Origin of the sequence: Streptomyces sp. NBC_01451 (genome assembly GCF_036227485.1) — a bacterium.
Lineage (GTDB): Bacteria > Actinomycetota > Actinomycetes > Streptomycetales > Streptomycetaceae > Streptomyces.
Window position 1 is genome coordinate 2,986,058 of sequence record NZ_CP109479.1, and the last position, 20,075, is coordinate 3,006,132.

Annotated in this window: 17 protein-coding genes; 6 read left to right on the plus strand and 11 right to left on the minus strand. The window is 71.6% G+C overall.

All coding sequences use genetic code 11. From position 1 onward, the window contains the following. Positions 1-71 precede the first annotated feature (71 nt). The 9 genes from OG595_RS12640 to OG595_RS12680 form a co-directional block, all read right to left on the minus strand. Positions 72-1,400 (minus strand): hypothetical protein, encoded by a 1,329-nt coding sequence (locus OG595_RS12640; protein ID WP_329271222.1) that lies wholly within the window; start codon positions 1,398-1,400, stop codon positions 72-74. Continuing rightward, positions 1,397-3,121: a DUF3492 domain-containing protein gene (locus OG595_RS12645; RefSeq protein WP_329282835.1), complete on the minus strand. Its 1,725-nt coding sequence runs from the start codon at positions 3,119-3,121 to the stop codon at positions 1,397-1,399. The genes OG595_RS12640 and OG595_RS12645 overlap by 4 nt, the downstream gene beginning before the upstream one ends. A 208-nt stretch (positions 3,122-3,329) precedes the next feature. Further along, positions 3,330-5,021: an ABC transporter ATP-binding protein gene (locus OG595_RS12650; protein WP_329271223.1), complete on the minus strand. Its 1,692-nt coding sequence runs from the start codon at positions 5,019-5,021 to the stop codon at positions 3,330-3,332. Continuing rightward, entirely contained in the window at positions 5,018-6,016 is a 999-nt protein-coding gene (locus OG595_RS12655) for an ABC transporter permease (RefSeq protein WP_329282836.1), read from the minus strand. Before OG595_RS12655 ends, OG595_RS12650 begins: the two co-directional genes overlap by 4 nt. Positions 6,017-6,018: 2 nt before the next feature. Next, the gene (locus OG595_RS12660) at positions 6,019-7,101 is read right to left on the minus strand and encodes an ABC transporter permease (protein ID WP_329271224.1); all 1,083 of its coding nucleotides are present in this window, start codon (positions 7,099-7,101) and stop codon (positions 6,019-6,021) included. Positions 7,102-7,108: 7 nt separating this feature from the next. Then, positions 7,109-8,833, minus strand: a complete 1,725-nt coding sequence (locus OG595_RS12665) for an ABC transporter substrate-binding protein (RefSeq protein ID WP_329282838.1) — start codon at positions 8,831-8,833, stop codon at positions 7,109-7,111. Positions 8,834-9,007: 174 nt separating this feature from the next. Beyond that, a complete protein-coding gene (locus OG595_RS12670; RefSeq protein WP_329282840.1) occupies positions 9,008-9,100 on the minus strand; it encodes an Ms4533A family Cys-rich leader peptide in 93 nt (30 codons plus the stop codon). Between the two features lie 56 nt (positions 9,101-9,156). Next, a complete protein-coding gene (locus OG595_RS12675) occupies positions 9,157-10,443 on the minus strand; it encodes a DUF3152 domain-containing protein (RefSeq protein WP_329271225.1) in 1,287 nt (428 codons plus the stop codon). An 8-nt stretch (positions 10,444-10,451) separates the two neighbouring features. Then, positions 10,452-11,480, minus strand: coding sequence for an alpha/beta fold hydrolase (locus tag OG595_RS12680; RefSeq protein WP_329271227.1), 1,029 nt, complete (start codon positions 11,478-11,480; stop codon positions 10,452-10,454). Between the two features lie 195 nt (positions 11,481-11,675). Between OG595_RS12680 and OG595_RS12685 the strand changes: the two genes are divergently transcribed. The 4 genes from OG595_RS12685 (at position 11,676) to OG595_RS12700 (ending at position 13,616) form a co-directional block, all read left to right on the plus strand. Further along, positions 11,676-11,921: a hypothetical protein gene (locus OG595_RS12685; RefSeq protein ID WP_329271228.1), complete on the plus strand. Its 246-nt coding sequence runs from the start codon at positions 11,676-11,678 to the stop codon at positions 11,919-11,921. A gap of 174 nt (positions 11,922-12,095) precedes the next feature. Continuing rightward, on the plus strand, positions 12,096-12,737 hold the full coding sequence (locus OG595_RS12690; RefSeq protein ID WP_318322545.1) for a TetR/AcrR family transcriptional regulator: 642 nt from the start codon (positions 12,096-12,098) through the stop codon (positions 12,735-12,737). Between the two features lie 135 nt (positions 12,738-12,872). After that, on the plus strand, positions 12,873-13,100 hold the full coding sequence (locus OG595_RS12695; protein WP_164409182.1) for a DUF3107 domain-containing protein: 228 nt from the start codon (positions 12,873-12,875) through the stop codon (positions 13,098-13,100). A gap of 246 nt (positions 13,101-13,346) precedes the next feature. Beyond that, complete coding sequence (locus OG595_RS12700) at positions 13,347-13,616, plus strand: hypothetical protein (protein WP_329271233.1); 270 nt, start codon at positions 13,347-13,349, stop codon at positions 13,614-13,616. Positions 13,617-13,680: 64 nt separating this feature from the next. Here OG595_RS12700 and OG595_RS12705 read toward each other — a convergent pair whose 3' ends face one another. Then, complete coding sequence (locus OG595_RS12705) at positions 13,681-14,472, minus strand: ferritin-like fold-containing protein (RefSeq protein ID WP_443073017.1); 792 nt, start codon at positions 14,470-14,472, stop codon at positions 13,681-13,683. Positions 14,473-14,942: 470 nt separating this feature from the next. Between OG595_RS12705 and OG595_RS12710 the strand changes: the two genes are divergently transcribed. Together OG595_RS12710 and OG595_RS12715 are read left to right on the plus strand one after the other, a co-directional pair. Continuing rightward, on the plus strand, positions 14,943-17,792 hold the full coding sequence (locus OG595_RS12710) for a DEAD/DEAH box helicase (protein WP_329271238.1): 2,850 nt from the start codon (positions 14,943-14,945) through the stop codon (positions 17,790-17,792). 264 nt (positions 17,793-18,056) lie between these two features. Continuing rightward, positions 18,057-18,947 carry an alpha/beta fold hydrolase gene (locus OG595_RS12715; RefSeq protein ID WP_329271240.1) on the plus strand — a complete coding sequence of 297 codons (891 nt, stop codon included), beginning with the start codon at positions 18,057-18,059 and terminating at the stop codon, positions 18,945-18,947. A 63-nt stretch (positions 18,948-19,010) separates the two neighbouring features. On the opposite strand, the gene OG595_RS12720 is transcribed toward OG595_RS12715, so the two are convergent. Beyond that, complete coding sequence (locus OG595_RS12720) at positions 19,011-19,910, minus strand: NYN domain-containing protein (protein ID WP_329271243.1); 900 nt, start codon at positions 19,908-19,910, stop codon at positions 19,011-19,013. Positions 19,911-20,075: the final 165 nt, after the last annotated feature.

Below are 20,075 nucleotides of genomic sequence, written 5' to 3' on the forward strand. Positions count from 1 at the left end.
TCGTTCGTGATGGAGGGCCGGGTATCGCGGAATCGGTTGTCCGCCGTGGTCGTGGTCGTGCTCCGGGAGGGTCATCCGGGCTCACCCGGCATCGCGTGCGCCGACGCCCTGGTCAGCGTGCGAGTGGCGTGGAGCAGGAGGATCAGGGCGGCGACCCCGCAGGCCACGGCGGGGACGGCTGCCGTGCTCCAGGCGGCCACGACCGTGTCCACCGGGATGGCCAGGAAGGCGCAGCCGGGGAGGTGGGACGCGAAGGCGGTGGCCAGGGCCGTCGCCTCCGTCGCGGTGGCCGCGCCGAGGACCACCGCCGGGGCGTGGGTGAAGCCGTGTGCGGTGAGGAGACGGGCCAGGAGGAGCAGGGCCCCCAGGGTGACCGTCGTGGTGTAGGCCGCCGGTTCGTGCAGGACCTTCGCGGAGATCGCCGCGAGCGCCGCCGACGTGCAGAGGAATAGGGCGAACGCGCCCAGGAGGAGGGGTTTCACAGCTGCCGTGAAGTCCGCCAGGCCACGACTGGCGGCCAGCTTGCGACGGGCTCCCGCCGCGAAGAGGTGGGCGCACCAGGCCGCCGGGGCACAGGCCAGGGTGAGGGCCATGACAGGGGCGGTGGACAGGTCCCGGACGGCGGCCGGGAATCCGTCGGGGCCGCCTGTCAGCGCGGCGGTGAGCAGGTCGTCACCGAGGAGCGCGTACGCGAGGAGCCAGTAGGTCCACGCGCGCGTGGAGCCCGGGGTGTGGCTCGGGTAGGTGCCGGGGGGCGCCGGGTGGGACCTGGGGCCCAGTGGCCCCCGGCCCAGTGCCGCGCGCACGGCCAGCGCCACGGCCAGGGCACCCAGCGTCGCCACGGCAAGCCGGACCCGGCCCTCGGTGAGGTTCAGGCCCGTCACCGTCGCCGCGCACAGGGCGCCCGGGAGCAGGGAGAGCAGGACCCAGTCGGCCCGTACGCCGGGGGCGGGTGCCGGGGTGGGTCGCGGTGCCGTTTCCGCTTCCCGGGAGACCCGGGCGTACATCTCCTCGGCCAGGGAGAACACGTCCCGGTGGCGGAAGCGGGCGGCAGTGCGGTCGGTCACGCCGTGGGCCTCCAGGCCGGCGGCGATCTCCAGGGGGTCCACGGCCCGCTCGCACAGCTCACGGTGTCTGTGCATGAGCGCCTTCACGGGGTCCCCGGTCCCTCGGCGCGCGGTACGGGTGGAGGAGGGCGCGGTGGTCTGTGACTGTGTCCGCGTCGTCGTGCCCGTGCCCGTGCCCGTGTCTGCGTCTGTGTCCGTGTCCGTGTCTGCGTCTGTGTCCGCGGCTCGTACGTTCGTCTCCGCGGCGCCCATGAGCCACTCCTCCGAGTGCTCGTCCCAGGCTCCGGGGTTGTTCGGTGTCCCCGGGCGGTCCAGTTCTCCCAGCTCGCTCATCGCGCGCCCTCCCCGGCGGGTACGGGGGTCGCCTGTACCGGTGCGGAAGCGCGTCCTGTCGCCCAGCTGGGCCCGCCCCGGGCCACCACGCGTATGTCGGCGTGCGTCCAGTGGCCGGGCACGTGGGCTTCTGCGGGGGCGGCGAACGGGAGCGGTTCGCCGGTGGCGTCGAGAACCACTCTGCGGACGGGGCAGCGCGAGACGACCTCCAGGTAAATGCCGTGAAATGCCTCGACGTTCTGCTCGACGGTGAACAGTTCGAGGGCACGGGCGCGGGCGGCGGCGCCCAGGCGTTCACGGCGCGCCGGGTCGCGCAGCAGCGCCACGCACGCCTCCGCGAGCGCCCGCGGATTGCGCGGGGGCACCACGAGCCCCGTACCGCCGATGATCTCGACCACCGCGCCCACGTCCGTCGACACGGTCGCCCGGCCGCAGAACATCGCCTCGACCAGGCTGATCGGGAAGCCCTCGACCACGCTCGACAGGACGACGACCGCGCCGGCCGCGTACGCCTCCGCGAGCGTCGGCGCCTCCGGGCCGCCGATCTCCTCGAAGGACACGGGGTTGTCGCCGACCGCGTGAATGCCCTCGGCCTCGTCGGGGAAGAGCTGCGCGGCGAGCGCCCGGCAGTGGCCGAGGTACGCCTCGCTCTCGGCTCCCGTGGCGGCGCCGATGATCCGCAGGCGGGTCTTCGGCTCCTCCTTGCGGATCTCCGCGAAGGCGTGCAGGAGGGAGACCAGGTCCTTGGCGGGCTCGATACGGCCGACCCAGATCAGCGTGTCGGGGTCCGCGCTCTCCGGCGACTCGCCCACTTCCGCGAAGTGGGACGCGTCCATACCCGGGTACACGGTCCGCAGCTTCTCCCGGTCGGCCCCGCATCTCTCCTGCCAGCGGCGGGTGTGCGTGTTGCCGGGGGTGACGAGCGCGGCGCGCCGGTAGACCTCCGAGGCCAGCCTGCCGTGGAAGGCCGCGAGCAGGGACCGTACGGCCGGGGCGCTGTCGTCGGCACCCGAGGCCAGGTAGTGCGCCCGCAGCGGCACTCCGTACTCGGTGACCAGCAGGGGTACCCCGGAGAAGTGGTGGGCGAGGAGTCCGGGGAGCGCGGCCGGGCCGCCGGCCGCGGCATGGCACAGGTCGACCGAGCCGAGCCCGTCGTCCTCGTACCAGTCGAGCGAGAGGGGGCGCAGGGCGCGTTCCAGGTGCGCGGCTACGGCGAGCAGATCCGGGACGCGCGCCTCGCGCGCCGCTCCCTGCGCGCCGGGCGCACGACAGGCGTGCTCCAGAGCGCGTACGGCGGCTTCGGAGCGGAGTGCTCCCACCAGGCCGCCCTCGTCCCGGGCGAGTTCGGCGAGCCCGTACAGCGCGCTGCCGAAACGGTCCGCCTCAGCGGTGGCCGGGTCCGCGCCGTCCGACGTGGTCCCCGTGTCGGGGCCGCCGCACAGGGCCGCGGCCAGCTCTCCGTAGGCCTCGGCGAATCGCCGGCGCGCACGGCGCCCGTGGACCACCCCGTCGTCCTCGGCCGTCCACAGTGGAGCGGTCCGGACCCGGCTGACCTGCGGCGGAAGTTCGATCCACCCCTCGTCCTCCTGCCGCTCACTGCGGCTGAGCGCGTAGATGTCGAACTCGTGTCCACCGAGCCCGCGCACGAGCCGGTCGCACCAGAGTCTGGCGTCACCGCTCACATACGGATAGCCACCTTCCGTCAGCAGTCCGATGCGCACGAGCACACCCCCGATCTCCCGTATGGGGAGCCGCCGTTGACCCGGCGGCTCGCAGCGGGACGAACGTATGCGGACATGACGGTGGTGCGACGGACGGTTGTCCGTCGCACCACCAAAAGGGGTGAACGGTCGTAACTTTCCCGTGCGGCTCGCGTTCGGTCGCGCTAAGAGATCATTCGCGCACGCATCGTTACGAACGTCTGTGCGGTCACGCCCGGGTCAACTCCTGTCGGGCGGTGCGTCGCCGGGTCGCGGTCTCCGGGTCGAGAGCGGGTACGGCGGCCAGCAGCTGCCGGGTGTACGGAGCGCTCGGATTGTCGTACACCTGGTCGGCGGGGCCCGATTCGACGATACGACCCCCTTTCATCACCGCGACGCGGTCACTGACCTGGCGCACGACGGCGAGGTCGTGGGCGACGAACACCAGCGCGAGGCCGAGTTCGCGCTGCAACTCGCCGAGCAGGGCGACCACCTGGGCCTGGGTCGTGACGTCGAGCGCCGATACCGGCTCGTCGCAGACGATGACGCGCGGCTCGGCGGCCAGCGCCCGCGCGATGCCGACGCGTTGGCGCTGGCCCCCGCTGAACTCGTGCGGGTAGCGGCCGAAGTGCGCCGGGTCGAGTCCCACGCGCTCCAGCAGCTCTCCCACGCGCCCCCGGACACGCCCCTCGTCCCTCTCGCCCCGCGCCCGCAGCGGGTCGGCGATCGACTCGCCCACGCTGCGGCGGGGGTTGAGGGAGGCGACCGGGTCCTGGAAGACCATCTGCACCGCCGGGCCGGCCCCGGACCGCACGCGCCCCTCGTAGCGCACCTCGCCCGCCGTCGGCTCCAGCAGCCCGACCAGCATCCGCCCGAGCGTCGTCTTGCCGCTGCCGCTCTCGCCGACGATCCCCAGGGTCTCGCCCCGGCGCACGGTCAGCGACACGTCGTCCACGGCCGCGAACGCCCGCTTCCCGCGCCCGAACTCGCGCCGCAGACCGACGGCCTCCAGCACGACCTCTTCGGAGCCGGAACCGGAACCGGAGCCGGCGTCTGAGCCTGAGCCTGAGCCGGAGGCGTCCGCGCGGACGCGCCGCGCGTCCACGCGCGGTACCGCGGCGAGCAGTTCACGCGTGTACGCCTGGGCGGGCGCCCCCAGTACGGCGGCGACCGGGCCGTACTCGACGGCGCGCCCGTGCCGCATCACCAGCACGTCGTCGACGCTCTCCGCCGCGACGCCCACGTCGTGCGTGACCAGGAGCAGGCCCATGCCGGTCTCCTCGCGCAGCGTGTGCAGCAGGTCGAGGATCTGGGCCTGGACGGTCACGTCCAGCGCGGTCGTCGGTTCGTCGGCGATCAGCAGGCCGGGTTCGCAGGCGAGCGCCATGGCGATCAGCGCGCGCTGGCGCATCCCGCCGCTGAACTCGTGCGGCCGGGACCGGGACCGTCGTACGGCGTCCGGAATCCCGACCCTGTCCAGTACGTCGACGGCACGCGCGCGTGCGGCCCGCCGGGACACCCTCGTGTGCACCCGGTACACCTCGGCGATCTGGTCGCCCACCGCGTAGTACGGGTCGAGGGAGGACAGCGGGTCCTGGAAGACCATCGCCGCCTTCGCCCCGCGCAGCCGCCGCAGCTCGGCCTCGGACGCCTGCCGTACGTCGGTTCCGGCGACCCGGATCGTGCCGCCGACCTCCGCTCCCGTACCGCGGTGCAGCCCGAGCAGGGCGGACGCGACCGTGGACTTGCCGGACCCGGACTCGCCGACCAGGCCCAGCGCGGCGCCCTTCGCGAGCCGGAACGACAGCCCGTCCACGGCCCGCAGCGGGCCGAAGGCGACCGTCAGTCCGTCGACCTCCAGGAGAGGCCCGCCCTCCGTGCTCTCCACCGGGACCTCGACCGAGGCCTTGTCCGAGCTCATACGAGCACCACCCGTCGGTCGGCCACCGCGTACAGCACATCCGCGACGGCGTTGGCGATGACCACGAAGAAACCGGTGACCAGGACCATGCCGACGACCACCGGCAGGTCGACGACCTTGACCGCCTCGACGAGTTCCTGTCCGAGGCCGGGCAGGCCGAAGAGCGTCTCGGTGAGCACCGCGCCGCCGAACATCGATCCGAAGTCCGTGGCGCTCAGGGCGATCAGGGGCGCCACCGCACCGCGCAGCGCGTGCCGCCCGATGACGGACCGCTCCCCCACGCCGTACGCGCGGAAGGTGCGTACGTGGTCCTCGGCGAGCGTCTCCAGCATCGACGCCCTGGTCAGGCGGGCGTACTTGGCGGACTCGATGAGGGCCAGCGACAGCCAGGGCAGCAGCAGGCTCCAGGCCCACTGCTCGGGATCGTCGGCGAAGGGCACGTACTGCGGGAACGGCAGCAGCTCCAGCTGGCCGCAGACGACGATCATGAGGATCAGGCCGATGACGAAGACGGGCGTGGCCGTGCCGGCCAGCGTGAGCCAGGTCAGGACGCGCTCGGTGGGCCGGCCGCGCCGCCAGGCGGAGAGCACTCCGGTGCCGACGCCGATGAGCAGCCACAGCACCATCGCGCCGAGCGCGAGCGAGCCGGTGACCGGCAGTTTCGCCAGGATCAGCTCGGTGACCTGCTGGTCGCTCTGGTACGACAGGCCGAGGCAGGGCGCCGAGCAGTGCTCGACGGATGTGCCGGTCGAGTAGTCCCGGCCGACGAAGACGCCCTGGAGGAAGTGCCAGTAGCGCAGGTAGAGGGGGTCGTCGAGACGCAGTTGCTCGGTGACCTGGTGCACCTGGGCGGGGGAACAGCGCGGACCGCAGGTGATCTGTGCGACGTCGCCGGGGGCGACGTAGAAGACGACGTAGATGATCACCGAGATGGCGAAGAGGGTGACGATCGCGCCGACGACCCGGCGGGCCGCGAACCCGCCGAGACCGGAGATGTTCATGCGTCTGCCCCCTTCTTCCCCGTCGTGACCTCGGTCTGCTCCTCCGCCGTGACAGCCGCGGCCTTGGTGGCGTTGGCGCCCTTGGCCGCCTTGGTCTCGCGCCTGCGGCCCGTCCCGATGCGCAGGCGCGAGGCCGCGCGCGGGTCGAGGGCGCTGCGGATGCCGTCGCCGAGGACGGTGAGGGCGAGGACGGTCACGAAGAGGGCGCCCGCGGGCAGCAGCAGGTACTGCGGTGCCGCCTGGTACCAGACGTCGGCGGCGGTGATCATCTGCCCCCAGGACGGCGTCGGCGGCTTCACACCGACGCCGAGGAACGACAGGGCGGCCTCGACCGTGATGTTCGACGGGACGAGGAGCGCGGCATACGTGATGACGGGCGCGGCGAGGCCGGGCAGCAGTTCGCGGCGGGCGATCCGCCAGGAACCCCAGCCGCTGAGCCGGGCCGCGGCCACGTGGTCGAGCTGTTTGAGGGTGAGCGTCCGGGCGCGCACGATCTTCGCGATCCCGCCCCAGGCGATCAGTCCGATGACCAGGGCGACGAGAACGGGCCGCGGGAAGCTGCCGGGCACGATCGCCAACAGGGCCAACGACATGATCATGAGCGGCAGGGCGATGATGACATCGGTGAGACGGCTCAACAGTTGATCAACCCATTGACTGCCGAGGGCGGACGCAACGCCGACCACGACGCCGATCAACACCTGGACGAGGGTCGCCGCGAGCGCGACGCCCAGCGAGACCCGGGCGCCGTAGACGAGCCGGGCGAACAGGTCGCGGCCCGTCTGCGGTTCGACGCCGAGCCAGTGCTCACCGCTGATCCCGCCGAAGGAGCCGATCGGGACGCCTCCGCGCGCGGAGTCGACGAGGGCCGGGTGGTAGGTGGTCGGGTCCTGGCCCGCGAGCGCGGTGAGCAGCGGTGCGGCGAGCGCGACCAGGACGAGCAGCACGACGACGGCCGCCGCGACGAGGGCGGCGCGCTGCGCACGCAGCCGCCGCCAGAACTGCCGGGCCCCCGAGGCCGCCGGGACGGGTGCCGTACCCGTCCCGGCGGCCCGGGAGGAGAGAAGGACCTCACTCACGGTGTCGTCACTTCACCGCGACCTGGGAGATGTCCAGGACACCCGTCCAGTCGCTGATCACGATGTTCTTGACGTCCTTGCCGTACAGACGCTTGTAGACGGGGTGGAACAGCGGCACGGTCAGCGCCTGCTCGCCGATCCTGCTGTCCAGTGCGCCCCACCTCTTGGCGGCGGCGTCAAGATCGGTCAACTTGTTGATCGCGTCAATCTCGGCATTGACCGACTTGTCGTTGAGGAAGCCGGAGTTGAAGTTCGCGCCGTCCTTGACGATCTGCCGGCCGTCGAAGATCGGGGCGAGGAACGGACCGCCGGAGGGCCAGTCGGCACCCCAGTGGGCGAGGAAGAAGCCGGGCTCCTTGTTCACGTCGTGGATGGTGTCGGAGTAGTCGTTCTCCTCCAGCCCGTCCAGCTTCACCGTGATGCCGGCCTTCTTGAGCGCGTCCTGGACGGCGGTCGCGATCTCCGGGCTGGTCTCGAAGTCCTTGGCGTTGGAGTGGGTCAGGGTGACGGTCAGCCCGTTCGGGTAACCGGCCTCCTTCAGCACCTCCTTGGCCTTGGCCGGGTTCCCGGACGCGCCCGCCGGGAAGTGGTCGTACGGCGTGTACCCGAAGGACTTCTGGTTCGGCAGGTAGGTGGTGGCGGGCTCGGCGAGCGACGAGCCGCCGGCCGCGTTGATGACGCTCGTACGGTCGATGGCGTACGAGATCGCCTGCCGCACCTTGATGTTGTCGAACGGCTTGATCTTCGGGTTGAACGCTATGTAGTCGGTGTAGCCGAAGTGCCCCGTGCCGACCCGCGCGGCCAACTGCTTGTCGCCGGTGACCTGGGCGAGTTCGGCCGGGCCGAGGTTGGTGTCCGTGGTGACGGACACCGCGTCCGCCCCTTGGGACGCCGACAGCCGCTGGTTGATCACCGAGGAGTCGAGCCCGGACCGTACGTCGATCTTGTCCGGGTAGGCCTTGCGCTCCGCGTCCGTGGCGGCGGACCAGTAGGTGTTGCGCTCCAGGACGATCCGCTCGCCGTCGCCCTCGTTGCTGACGACCTTGTAGGGGCCCGACGAGATCGGGTGCTCCTCGTACTTCGTGCCGGTGTCCTTGGCCTTCGGGACCGGCGTGAACTGCGTCTGCGTGGCCAGGTAGGGGAACTCCCCCTCGGGCTTGTTCAGGTGGAAGACGATCGTGCGGGCATCCGGTGTCCCGATCGCGTCGAGGCCCTTGCCCTTGTCCTTGTAGGGCCCCTGGTAGTCGGCGGCGCCGATCAGCCAGTCCCTCAGGTAGGGCGCGCCGCCGGAGAGTTCGGGGGCGAAGGAGCGCTCGATGCCGTACTTGATGTCGGCGCTGGTGATCGCCGTACCGTCCTCGTACTTGAGCCCTTTCTTGAGGGTGTACGTCCACACGGTCGCGTTCTCGCTCGGGCGCCCGGTGTCGGTGGCCAGGTCGGGCACGACCTTGGCGCCCGCCGCCCCGCTCTCGCGGTTGCGCGTGGTGAGCGTGCGGAAGACGAGCGAGGGGACGTTGCCGCCGCCGGAGGTGTACAGCCGGGCGGGGTCGAAGTCGTCCTGCGGGTTGGAGTTCAGGACGGTGAGCGTGCCGCCCTTGTGCGGCTCGGAGCCGCCGCTCCCCGCGCCCTTGGCATCGTTGTCCTTCGGACCGCACGCGGCGGCGCCCGCGGCCAGAACCAGGCTGACGGACACCGCTGCCACGCGGCGCGCTCTGACGGACGGTTGGCGCATCACGAAGACGACCTCTCGAATGATGAGACGGAATGACGGGGAATGAGACGGGAGTACACACACGTCCGCCCGGGCGTCAGGTCGCGTCAGGTCGTCGAGAACCACCGCCGACGGCTGAGGCCAGTCGGTGACGGCAAAGGTGAACGTCGCGACACGCGCGCCCGAGGGCGGGTGTCAGCGACAGAGAATGTCGGCTACACAGAGAGCGGTCACGCCGATCAGCGCCAGCTCGATGGCGACGCGCTCGGCAACATGACTAGACCACATGCGCAAAAATATGAACGAACTTTCCACCCATGTCAACGTGGCCCCTGAGCCGCGTGTCAACTCCCCGGATACGGCCAGGGGTTGGCCCGGCAGTGGATCCCGTCATGGTCGAGGAACTTGGTCTGCTGCTGCATGACCGGGGCGAGGTCGCCGTCCTTGTCGCAGGTCACATGCCCGTAGCCGAGGCGATGACCGACCTCGTGGTTGATCAGCATCTGCCGGTACGCGTAGATCTTGTCGCCGTAGGTCTCGGACCCCTGCGCCCATCGATAGGCGTTGATCATCACGCGGTCGGTGGCGGCCGAGTCACAGGACACGTTGTCCTCGGTGGTGTCGAGACCCGACTTGGCGCACCAGAAGGCGGTGGTGCCGGGGCTCGCCAGGGTGATCACGAAGTCGGGCTTGCCGGAGGAGATCCGCTCGAACGTACGGCCGCCGTTGTGGGCCCAGCTCCGTTTGTCGTTGAGCGTCTTCTGCACGGCCTGCGCGAACAACTCCCCGTCGAGCCCGAGCCCCTGCTCGACATCCACCCGGTACCTGTACTTCCGCCCGGTTCCCGGCGCCTTGGCGAACCCGCGGATCGCGTCGAACTTCCCCGAACCCGTGAGGGCGGCTCCGAGCGCGTACGTCCTGGCCATCTTCTGGTCGTACGTCAGTGTCGTGACCGCGGCCGGCGCGTCGGACGCGGCGGGGAGGCCGTCGTCGCGCGCCGCGGAGTCACCGGAGCCCTGGACGTCCTGGCCCGAGCCGATCGCGGTCTGTGTCCGCACACCGCCGTCGTCGTCCTGGCCGTTGGTGACCTGTCCGGCCACGACGACAGCCAGCACGGTGGTGACGGCGGCAGCCGCGATCCCGGTGAACGCCCGCCCCATGCCGCCCTTGCCCTTGGCCGCCACCTGGGCGGCCGGGGCGTACGCGCCGGCCGGGTGCGGCGCACGGGGGCGGGGCGCGAAACGGTCGGGGTCGTCGACGGCGGTGCCGGGCAGGCCGGCTCGGTCGAAGGCGTCGACGTACGCCTGCCGGGGTCCGGGGGCGATCGGTGGTGCGGGACGCTGACGCGGTATGGCGGGCCCGGTTCCGGGCCGCCCGCCGAACTCGCCCCAGCCACCGCCGGCTTCGCGCTGCTCGGGATGCCCGCCTCCCCGGACACGGGGAAAGCCGTGCGCGGGGGTGCCCTCCGGGAGACGCGGGAACCCATGGGCGGGCGTGCCGTCAGGAATGGTGAAACGGGGCGCACCCTGGCCCGGCTGGGGTCGCTTCCCCTGCGGGGTGACGGGGATGTTCGCCGCGTCGCCCGTACTCGCGCTGCCGCCGGTTCGACCGCGACGGCTGTGACGTCCCACCTGGCGTCTCAGCTCCCCGCGTTCGCGGCGTCGGCCCGATTGCCGACCGTCCTCGCTGCCACACTACCGGCATCCGCTGTCAACTCGTGTGTGTCCTGAAGCAGTTCGCGGAACGCCGACGCCACCGTCTCCGGGTACTCCATCATCGCCACGTGCCCGGCGTCGGGCAGCGAGAGCAGCCGCGAGTCGCGGAAGGTGCGCGCCGCACGCTGGGCCATTCGGTAGGAGACGAGCTGGTCACGGCCCCCGTAGACGAGGAGCGTCGGCGCGAGCACCCGCTCGGCCTGGCGCCACAGCCCGTGCTGCCCGCCGAGCGTGTAGGCGTTCACGATCCCGCGCGCGGAACGCGCCATCGCATCCCAGAAGTACGGCAGTTGCAGCCGTCTCTCCATCTCCTCGACCGCGTTGCGGAATCCCTCGGGCGTCACCTGCCCAGGATCCCCGTAACAGAGCGCCGTGACCCCGCGGACGCGCTGTTCGGCGCTCCACTCCGCGGTCAACCGGGTGAACAGGCGGGCCATGCCGGGCAGGGCGAGCAGTCCGGTCGGCACCGCGTTGCGCTGCACGCGGATCTCCGGCAGCGCGGGAGAGACGAGCGTGAGCGTCCTGACGAGGTCTGGCCGCACCGCCGCGACGCGCGTCGAGACCGCGCCGCCCAGCGAGTTGCCGAACAGGTGGACGGGACCGCGCCCGGAGGCGTCGAGGTACCGGATGACGGCACGCGCGTGCCCGGTGACCGAGTAGTCGCCGTCGTCCGGCGGCGGGGAGTCGCCGAAGCCCGGCAGGTCGAGAGCCTCGCTGTCGACGAGATCGTCGTGCAGCTGCATGAGCGCCGACCAGTTCTGCGAGGAACCGCCCAGGCCATGGACGTACAGCGCGGGCGGCAGTCCCTCGCGCGCGGGGGGACGCGACCGCACGGTCAGCGTGATCCCCGGCAGACCGACCGAGCGCAGCCGCTCGCCCTCCGCGACCCTGACGGGCGCCACCTTCGGAAGCACATTGGTGGCCGGCATGTACGGCGGCTCGGTCGAAGACATGCGGCAATGTTACGAGACGATCACGCAGTGGTTCGTGTGTTCGGCATCACAGGCCGACGATCCCGATCTCATGGGCTCGGATGTCACGCACCCCCATCACCTGGCGCCCTCATCACCTGGCGCCCCGATCCCGTGTCTCCTACGCTCGTAACAGGGCACCCGCAGTGGAACCGCAACCCGGGAAGGGAGCCCACCATGGACGTCGACCCCACCGACCCCGAGATCTTCGAGGAAACCAGGCACCCCGAGGACTACGAGGGCGAGGACAACGCCACCGAGTTCGACGTCGAAGCCCCCGAGGCCGACGCCGCCGAACAGCGCACGGACGTCACCCCGCAGCACGACGCTCCACTGACCGGCGAGAACACCGACCGCGCGAACGAGGCCGACCTCGCGGAACAGGCCCGCGTCGTGAAACTGGACGAGGACGACTACCGATAGCCGCCGTCGTTCTCCGTACCAAGCGCAGGATTTGTTGCCATTTGAGCGGATAGCCCGGAACATACAGTCGCTCGGTCGAGGAATTTCTGTGCTCGCACCGCGCACACCGGGGTTACCGAAAAGTACGATGGCGGCGCGGCGCACACCCGCATGTGGACGAAATTGGGAGGCGGCGTGACAGCCATCGAGCAAACTGAGGCGGCACGCCCTCGGGGCACGCGGTTGCCGCGTCGCGCCCGACGGAACCAGCTGCTGGGCGCCGCCCAGGAAGTGTTCGTGGCGCAGGGCTACCACTCCGCCGCGATGGACGACATCGCCGAGCGGGCCGGCGTCAGCAAGCCGGTGCTCTACCAGCACTTCCCGGGCAAGCTCGACCTCTACCTCGCGCTGCTGGACCAGCACTGCGAGGCACTGATCGAGTCGGTCCGCACGGCGCTGGCCTCGACCTCCGACAACAAGCAGCGCGTCCGGGCGACGATGGACGCGTACTTCGCCTACGTGGAGGACGACGGCGGGGCCTTCCGCCTGGTCTTCGAGTCCGACCTGACGAACGAGCCCGCCGTGCGCGAGCGCGTCGACAAGGTGACGAACGAGTGCGCGGAGGCGATCTCCGAGGTCATCGCCGAGGACACCGGCCTCTCGCCCTCGGAGTCGATGCTGCTGGCGTCCGGCCTGGGCGGCCTCTCCCAGGTGGTGGCACGGTCCTGGCTGCACAGCGACCGCAGTGTCCCGCGCGATCAGGCGGTCCAGTTGCTGGCCTCCCTCGCCTGGCGCGGCATCGCCGGTTTCCCGCTGCACGGCACCGAGCACCACTGACCGCCCGTTTGTTCCCGTCGGCTGTTCGCTCCTGGCGTTCCCGGCCGGAACATGTACGTCCCCTCACCGGGCTAATGTGTGCTGGGTACGGCGCGGACGCCCGCGCACTTCACTGACCGTCGGAGGGACATAGCCGTGGAGGTCAAGATCGGCGTGCAGCACGCGCCCCGCGAGATCGTTCTGGAGAGCGGTCAGAGCGCCGAGGAGGTCGAGCGAGCCGTATCCGAGGCGCTGGCCGGCAAGTCGGCGCTTCTGAGCCTCGTCGACGACCATGGCCGCAAGGTCCTGGTCCCGGCAGACCGTCTCGCGTACGTCGAGCTGGGCGAGCCGACGGTCCGCAAGGTGGGCTTCAGCGCGCTGTAGGACACGTAGGGACACGCACGCGGGTGGGGCCCGGCGGTTTGAACCGCCGGGCCCCACCCATGTTCATAACCCTGCCCGTGGCCCTGTACGTGCCCCTGGCCCTGCCCCGTCACCGGGGTTCGGATCCATGGTCCGGATCCACAGGTTGACCACACGTCACCCTTACAAAGGGATTGCCCTGCGCAGGTCACGGGTATGACGGGCTGAGAACGTCACGCGCACACAGGCTGTGGGAGGGACCCCGACATGTTCTTGGAAGCACTCGGCTCCGCGATCCTCGGCCTGGCGCTCGCGTGGGCGGCGGCCCGCCGACTTCCCGACCGGCTCCCCGCACGCCCCCTGGTCCTGTCGACCGGTGCGGCCGGAGCCCTTTTCGGCGCTCTGATCACGCACAGCGCGCTGAGTTCCGGCCACTTCGTGCTGATCCTGCTGGGTGCGGCGGCCGTGTCGGCCGCCTCCCTCTCCCTGCTGCTCCGCCCTAAGGCGAGGCTCCGCCGGTCATCGGCGACGGCGTAGCCGTCGCCGACAGGGGCGCGAGGAACCGCGCGACGAGCCACAGCTGACCCGCGGACGAAGACACCTACGCGGCCAAGCCCAGCGCAGCCATCCGCTTCGTGTGCGCCTCGGTGATCCGGGAGAACATCCGGCCGACCTCCGCGAGGTCGAACCCGTCCGCGACACCGCCGACCAGCATGGTGGACAGCGCGTCCCGGTCCGCCACGACCCGCTGCGACTGTGACAGCGCCTCGCCCATCAGCCGCCGCGCCCACAGCGCGAGCCGTCCGCCCACGCGCGGCTCCGCGTCGATCGCCGCGCGCACCTTCTCGATGGCGAAGCTCGCGTGCCCGGTGTCGTCGAGGACCGCCAGCACCAGCTGACGGGTGTCCGCGTCGAGGCGGGCCGCGACCTCACGGTAGAAGTCACTGGCGATCGAGTCACCGACGTACGCCTTGACGAGTCCCTCCAGCCAGTCGGAGGGGGCCGTCTGCTTGTGGAAGCCGTCGAGCGCGGCGACGAACGGCTCCATCGCCTGTGTCGCGTCCGCGCCGATCTCGGTGAGCCGGTCCCTGATCTGCTCGAAGTGGTGGAACTCCGCCGACGCCATCTTGGCCAGTTCCGACTTGTCGACGAGCGTCGGCGCCAGCTTGGCGTCCTCGGCTAGCCGCTCGAACGCGGCCAGTTCGCCGTACGCGAGCGCGCCCAGCAGGTCCACGACCGCGGCACGGTACTGCGGGTCGGTGGCGGCCTGTGCCCAGTCCTGGGCGGCGATTCCGGTGGGTGCGGGAGCGGCGTCGGCCGCGGTCTCTGCCGTGCTTTCGTCGGGGGTCGCGGAGCTACCGGAGGCATTGTCAGACGTCGTCATGAAGCGCACAATAGCCCGCTCACCGCAAGGCGGAAGTCCCTGCTCAATCAGTGTGACGACCACTACGTGACCGAATCGGCCATCGCATGTGCGCGATTCCGGGGTATGGTGGTAATGCGCCCGCTGAGTTGAAAGACGTATCTCAACGGGCCACACGAATGAGGATGCCCGGTCGGTGGCCCGATCGGCTCCGACCCGACAGCTCTCCTCACCCGTACGGCACCATGCGTACGGAGTTCGGAGGGACCCTCAGCGGTACGAGCGCTCGAGCGTCGGCAGTGGTCCCGTGCCACTCGGCCCGCCCGCGAGGCGGCCGAAGTTCCCGGCCCGGTCCCGACACGACCCCCGCGCTCGCCTCGCACCGCGTACACAGAAGAGGCATTGCCCTGACTACGACTTTCCGGGATCTCGGAATTCTTCCCGAGACCGCCGAGGCGCTCGAAGCCGTCGGCATCATCACCCCCTTTCCCATCCAGGAGATGACGCTCCCCGTCGCCCTCACCGGCACGGACGTCATCGGCCAGGCCAAGACCGGCACCGGCAAGACGCTCGGCTTCGGACTCCCGCTCCTTGAGCGCGTGACCGTCCCCGCCGACGTCGAGGCCGGCCGCGCCAAGCCCGAGCAGCTCACCGACGCCCCGCAGGCCCTCGTCGTCGTCCCGACGCGCGAGCTGTGCCAGCAGGTCACGAACGACCTGCTGACGGCCGGCAAGGTCCGTAACGTGCGCGTTCTCGCCATCTACGGCGGCCGGGCGTACGAGCCCCAGGTCGAGGCCCTCAAGAAGGGCGTCGACGTCATCGTCGGCACCCCGGGCCGTCTCCTCGACCTCGCGGGCCAGAAGAAGCTCGACCTCAAGCACATCCGGGCGCTCGTCCTCGACGAGGCCGACGAGATGCTCGACCTGGGCTTCCTGCCCGACGTCGAGAAGATCATGAACATGCTGCCGCCCCGCCGTCAGACGATGCTGTTCTCGGCGACCATGCCGGGCGCGGTCATCGGTCTGGCGCGCCGCTACATGTCACAGCCCACACACATCCGCGCCGCCGCGCCGGACGACGAGGGCAAGACGGTCGCGAACACCGCGCAGTACGTCTACCGCGCGCACAACATGGACAAGCCCGAACTGGTGGCGCGGATACTGCAGGCCGACGGCCGGGGACTGGCCATGGTCTTCTGCCGTACGAAGCGCACGGCGGCGGACCTCGCCGACCAGCTCGCGCAGCGCGGTTTCGCCTCCGGCGCCGTCCACGGCGACCTCGGCCAGGGTGCCCGCGAGCAGGCGCTGCGCGCCTTCCGCAACGGCAAGGTCGACGTCCTCGTCTGCACCGACGTGGCGGCGCGCGGTATCGACGTCGAGGGTGTCACCCACGTCATCAACTACCAGTCTCCCGAAGAGGAGAAGACGTACCTGCACCGCATCGGCCGTACGGGCCGCGCGGGTGCCAAGGGCATCGCGATCACGCTGGTCGACTGGGACGACATCCCGCGCTGGCAGCTGATCAACAAGGCGCTGGAGCTGAACTTCAACGACCCGCCGGAGACGTACTCCACGTCGCCGCACCTGTTCGAGGAGCTGAGCATCCCGGTCGGCACCAAGGGTGTCCTGCCGCGCTCGGAGCGCACGCGCGCCGGCCTGGGTGCCGAGGAGGTCGAAGACCTCGGTGAGACGGGCGGACGTGGTGGCCCGCGCGGTCGCGGCGGACGCGGCGGCCACTCCGCCGGCCCGGCGGCTGCCGCCGCACCGGCGGCGGAACGTGAGCGCCCGGCGCGTACGCCGCGCAGTCGCCGCCGTACCCGTGGCGGTGCCGCCTCGGACGCGCCGGCGACTCCGGTCGCGTCGGCCACCCCGGTCAACGAGGCGCTCGCCTCCTCCGAGCAGCCCACCGAGCGCCGTACGCCGCGCCGCCGTCGCCGTACGCGCGGTGCCGCCCCGGAAGCGGTGGTGGCCCCCACGACGACGTTCGTCGAGCCGCCGGCCGAGGCCGCCGCGGTGCCGGTGCAGGACCCGGCCCCCGAGGCCACGGACAGGTCGCGCCGCCGACGCACCCGCAGGACGGCGGAGATCGCACCTGCCGCCCCGGTCGCTCCGGTCGAGGTCGCTCCGGTCGAGGCCCCGGTCGTCCCCGATGCCGTGGCACCGGAGGAGCAGCCGCGCCGTCGCAGGACCCGCAGGACGGCGGAGCCCTCGCTGACGACTCCGGCCCAGGTCGTCCCGGTCGAGGCACCGGCGCTCCCCGAGGCGGAAACGCCGGAGGAGCAGCCGCGCCGCCGCCGTGCCCGCAGGACGGCGGAGCCGGTCGTCGACGCCGTCGAGGTGCCGGTCGTCACGGAGACCAAGCCGCGCCGCGCCACCCGCGGGACCACGGCACCGGCTGCGACGGTGACCGCCGAAGCCGTCCTGGACACGGCGGAAGGAGCGGAAGTCGCCGAGGCCAAGCCGACGCGCCGGACGACCGCCCGCAGGGCGACCGCAGCGGTACCGGCCGCCGAGGCGGTTCTCGACACCGCGGAGGCAGTCGAGGCCAAGCCCCGTCGCCGGGTGACCCGCAAGGCGGCCGAGCCCGCTGTGGCCGTGGTCGAGGCCGCCCCGGAGGCTCCGGAGGCCGAGGTCACGAAGCCCCGCCGGACGCGCAAGACCGCGGCGGCCGCGGTGACCGCCGTGGAAACGGCCGAGGCGACCGAGACCAAGCCGCGTCGTGCGACCCGCAGGACTACGACAGCGACCGCACCGGCCGCCGAGGCGGTTCTCGACACCGCCGAGGCCGTCGAGGCCAAGCCCCGTCGCCGGGCGACCCGCAAGGCCGCCGAACCGGCGGTCGTGACGGAAGCGGCCGACATCCCGGCCCAGCCGGCCTCGGCCGAGACCCCGGAGCCGAAGCGCCGTACGCCCCGCAAGGCGACGGCACCGGCCGCCGAGGCCGCCGTGGACACCGCCGAAGGCGTCGAGGCCAAGCCCCGCCGCCGGGCGACCCGCAAGGCCGTGGAGGCCCCGGTCGGCACGGAGCCGGAAGCCACCGAGCCGAAGCCGCGCCGGACGGCCCGCAAGGCGACGGCACCGGCCGCCGAGGCCGCTGTCGACACCGCCGAAGGCGTCGAGGCCAAGCCCCGCCGCCGGACGGCCCGCAAGGCGGTCGAGGTCGTCGCCGACATCCCCGCCCAGGCGGCGGACGAGACGGAGACCAAGCCGCGCCGCCGGACGGCCCGCAAGACCGCCGAACCGGCGGTCGTGGTGGAGACGGCACCGGAGGCCGCCGAGGCGAAGCCCAGGCGCCGCGCCACCCGCAAGGCCACGGTCAGCACGCCGGCCACGGACTCCGTGGAGGCCTGACCACCGCGAGGGCCCCGGCCCTCGGCACCACCGGCAACACCCCGACGGCCCGGCCCACCCCACCAGGTGGCCGGGCCGTCGGGGTTCCCCGCGCCCCGCTCCCGTACGCCGACGAGGCGCCGTCGGCCTTCCTCCGACCGGTACCGCCGGACATGCCCCCGACCGTGCCCTCGCCGGCCCTCGGCGGTGCTCGGCGGCCCGCACCGCCCCTCGTCCGCCCGAGCCGCCGCGCTCCCTCCCAGGCGCGCCGGATAACCTCGGCACATGAGCAGGCCTTCGACCTTCGCCCCGCCCCCCGGCGCCCGTGCGTACGCCCTGCGTACCGCGCGTGGTGAGTTCGCCGTCATCGATGCCTCCGTGGCGGCCGGCGTCGAGCCGAAGGGGACCGTTCTGCTGCTGCCCGGGTTCACCGGCAGCAAGGAGGACTTCATCTCGACGCACGAGCCGCTGGCCGCGCGCGGGTACCGTACCGTCGCCGTGGACGGACGCGGTCAGTTCGAGTCGCCCGGCCCCCGGGACGACGAATCGGCTTACGCACAGGCCGAGTTGGCCCAGGACGTGCTCGCGCAGGCAGCGGCCGTGGGCACCCCCGTGCACCTCGTCGGGCACTCGCTCGGCGGGCAGATCGCCCGGGCCGCCGTGCTCCGGGACCGCTCCCCGTTCCTGTCGCTGACCCTCATCTCCTCGGGCCCCGCCGAGATCTCCGAGGCCCAGCAGCAGCGCGCGAAACTGCTGCGCGACGCGCTCGCCGTGATGAGCATGGCCGACGTCTGGGAGGCCATCCAGGCCATGGACGCCCCGCAGGCCGGCGGCGGTGACCTCGACTCGGTGGACGCCCTGGATGCCGGGCTCGACGACCGCGAGGACCTGCGGCGCCGCTGGATGGGCAACAGCCCGGCCCAACTCGTCGCCACCGGGCGCCAGTTGTGCTCCGAGCCGGACAGGGTCGCGGAGCTCGCCGCCGTCCCGATGCCCTTCCACGTGCTGTCCGGCGCCGAGGACGGCACCTGGGCCGTCCCGCTCCTCGACGACATGGCCGTACGACTGCACGCGCACCGGACCGTCATCGCGGGAGCCGAGCACTCCCCCAACACGGATCGCCCGTTGGAGACCGCGCGCGCCCTGGCCGACTTCTGGGACACCCTCGATCAGTAGCGACGGTCGAACAACGCACCGGTACGGCCGGCACCACCACCGGTACGGCCGGTGCTGGTACTGCTAGTACTGCGTCTGCAGGTGCTCCCAGAAGCCGTCCCGCAACGCCCGCCGCAGCTCGGCCTGCCCGCGCAGCGAGTACTGGAGCAGCCCTTCCGCCTCCACCAGCAGGTCCTGGTCGACGGAACCGGGCAGATACGGATGCCCGGGCAGCAGGTCGACCAGCGACTCGCGCCCCCGCGCGGCGAGCCACTTCGCCGCGACCTGGGCGCCCACGAACCGCACTCCCTCGCGCGTGGGGCGCGTCCCCGGCGACGACTCGTAGGACGTGGCCGTGCGCCGGGCGACGTACGGCTTGAAGAAGTCGAGGTCGAAGGTGCGCTGACTGTCGACCTCCCAGAGCAGGGGCTCGGCCTGGTTGCGGCCCTCGGGCGCCTCGATGCCCCAGAGGTGGACGCGTGCGCCGTACCCCTGTGCTGCCTCGACCGCAGACACCAGGTCCTCGTCGCCGCCGATGAGCGCGGCGTCGCTGATCGCGCGGTGCCGGGCCAGCGACTCCAGGTCGGTACGGATCAGGGAGTCGACGCCCTTCTGCTGGTTGTTGGCGTTGAGGTTGCCCAGGCGAACCTTCACATCGGGGAGTTCCGCGATGGACTGCTGCTCGATCGTGTGGATGCGGCGCCGGGCGCCGTCGTACCAGTAGACCCGCAGCAGCCGGCTGTCCGCGAAGATCGTGCGGGCCTTGTCGATGAGCGCTTCGATGAGACCTTCCGCGTCCAGCTCGTAGGAGCGGCGGTCCTCGGTTCCGGCGACGAGCCGTCCCGCCGCCGCGTACAGATATCCCGCGTCGACGAAGATCGCATGTGTCGAGGGTGTCTTCGCCACCTCTGCGAGCATGCGGTGGAGGAGTTCGTTCGTGCGGTCGATGCGGGCGCTCAGCTCCGCGTGGTCGTCGTTGTTCATATACCTCCATTGTCTCGGCGGTCACGCTTCGAACACAACCGGTCCCGGTCAGTCTCCTGCGCCTCCTTCCGGACGCCCGCGTTTACAGAGCGGTAGTTAGACGTTCGAAAAATTTCCTTAGCGTAGGGAATGTTCGTAACACGCGGGTAGTTGACTAGGTACGTA